The sequence below is a fragment of the Butyricicoccus sp. genome (genome assembly GCF_050872565.1).
Lineage (GTDB): Bacteria > Bacillota > Clostridia > Oscillospirales > Butyricicoccaceae > Butyricicoccus_A.
Map to the genome: position 1 here is coordinate 1 of NZ_JBNMHC010000537.1, position 1,004 is coordinate 1,004.

Genomic DNA, 1,004 nt, shown 5'->3' on the forward strand with positions numbered 1-1,004 from the left:
AAGCACTTCGCACGTACCATGGATAAGATGCGTGCTGTCGCTGCTGCTGTCGGCCGCGAAGTCTAAGCAGGAGGACATACATATTATGTATCATCTTTCCCTTCACGGCTCCAATACCGATTCCGACATTTATATCGGTTCTGGTATTTTCTCGCAGACCGCCAAGCACATTGCAGAAAAATTCCAACCAACTCGTATTCACATCGTCACGGATTCTAACGTCGCACCGCTGTATCTCGAACAGCTGCGCGCAGAATTTCCAATCGGAGTCACCACTACGGTGATTCCGGCTGGCGAAGAATATAAAACCTTAGACACGGTTGCCGGCATTTACGCCGACCTGAGCGAGGCAGAATTGACTCGTTCTGATCTGGTCATCGCCTTGGGCGGCGGTGTTGTCGGTGATATTACTGGCTTTACAGCAGCCACCTATCTGCGCGGCATTCATGTATGCCAGATTCCGACCACGCTGCTGGCACAGGTAGATTCCTCTGTCGGCGGCAAGACCGGTGTCGATTTGCCGCAGGGCAAGAATCTTGTCGGTGCGTTTTATCAGCCGGAGCTGGTTATCATTGACACGGACATCCTCTCTTCCCTGCCGGAGCGCATTTTCAACGATGGCATGGCAGAGGTAATCAAATACGGCTGCATCTCCAATACGGACATTCTGGACATGATTGCTCAGCCGGATTTCAAGAGCAATATGGAGCATATTGTCTATGAGTGCGTCCGCATCAAGCGCGATGTTGTCCAGCAGGACGAGCATGATACCGGTCTGCGTATGATTTTGAACTTTGGTCATACCATCGGCCATGGCGCAGAAAAGGTTGGACATTTTACTGAGCTGACGCATGGTCAGGCCGTTGCCATCGGCATGGTGCAGGCAGCAAAGCTTGGAGCCAAGTTGGGAGAGACCGATTACACCCAGCAAATTACGGAAATCTGTCAGGCACACGACTTGCCGACAGAACTGCCATACCCCATCGAAGATGTATACACTGCCA

At 51.7% G+C, this 1,004-nt stretch carries 1 protein-coding gene; it reads left to right on the top strand.

Features of this window, described 5'->3' with window-relative positions; genetic code table 11:
- Positions 1 to 85: 85 nt before the first annotated feature.
- The coding region (aroB, locus tag ACR0P9_RS13190; RefSeq protein ID WP_432620876.1) for a 3-dehydroquinate synthase at positions 86 to 1,004 on the top strand (919 nt) is incomplete at its 3' end.